Source organism: Enterococcus sp. NBRC 3427 (genome assembly GCF_007996925.1).
Taxonomy (GTDB): domain Bacteria; phylum Bacillota; class Bacilli; order Lactobacillales; family Enterococcaceae; genus Enterococcus_B; species Enterococcus_B lactis.
This window is the reverse complement of sequence record NZ_BJLL01000121.1, coordinates 1-972: the sequence shown is the minus strand read 5'-3', so window position 1 is coordinate 972 and position 972 is coordinate 1. Positions and strand designations below refer to the sequence as shown.

Sequence of the window (972 nt, the reverse complement as noted above, 5' to 3'; positions counted from 1 at the left end):
CAAAACGTCGTTGTGCTCGACTTAATAGAACACTGTAAGCCAGTAATATGCTTTCAAATCTACTCTCTAGCCCTTTAACAGAACGTGAGTTGAAATTTTGACAACCTAATTTTTCTAAGGAAGAACAAACAGTCTCAACTGTTTTTCTTTGTTTTCCAAGTAAGCTGTGGTCTAGTTTTTCTGATTTATCCATGTTTTTACGTGGCGGAACGGATATAGTAATGCCCTTAAGGGCAAGCTTTTCATGGATTTTATGGCTAATATATCCTTTGTCCCCTAGGATATTGGGAAGATTCGCTTCTTCCGATAAAGTCTCTAACACTTTCACGTCATGGACACCTGGATTCGTGATTGAGTAAGTAATCGGAAAGCCAGTCTTAGTAACGATCATATGAATTTTAAGACCATAAAAATAAGATTTTTTTGTTGAGTTATAGCCAACTTTGGCTATTTGATTCAATAGTTTTGCTTGTCTATTTCTAACTGGTTTACATAATGGACTAGGAAAACTATCTATAATTCCGACTAGTTCACCTTTGGTGAGCTTCTTGATGAAAAAGTATCGAATAATCTTGATAGTGTAAGCTAAGTTTGAACTTAAGCGAGTGAATCGACTCCTACTAGGAAAGTCACCATTAGGAAATAAGACGGAACAAACCGCTCTATACGTGGCTCTTTGGCTAGTATAGCCATTAATTATGCCCCATATAACACAAGCAATAATCACTGTATCGCGTTGCTTCAGTTGATCAGTATTTCTTCGGTTTTTAATCTTATCTGGTACACAATTGTGGTATATGTTAGAAACAGTTCTCATAATTTCCTTGAATGTTATAAAAGTATCTGTATAATGTTCAGTATATTTTGATGAACGCATATGTAGTCCTCATTTCTTGGGAGTTTTGAGACTACTATATGCGTTTTTTTGTTGATTTACCAACATGTTTAGACATTTTCCTCTAGGAAAAAATT

The 972-nt window shown here is 35.1% G+C and carries 1 protein-coding gene; it reads right to left on the bottom strand.

Annotated features, from left to right (window positions below; translation table 11 throughout):
• Nucleotides 1–877 (bottom strand): IS982-like element ISEfm1 family transposase (locus tag ESP02_RS13140; protein ID WP_146926082.1); only part of this gene is annotated, 877 nt, incomplete at its 3' end.
• Nucleotides 878–972 lie beyond the last annotated feature (95 nt).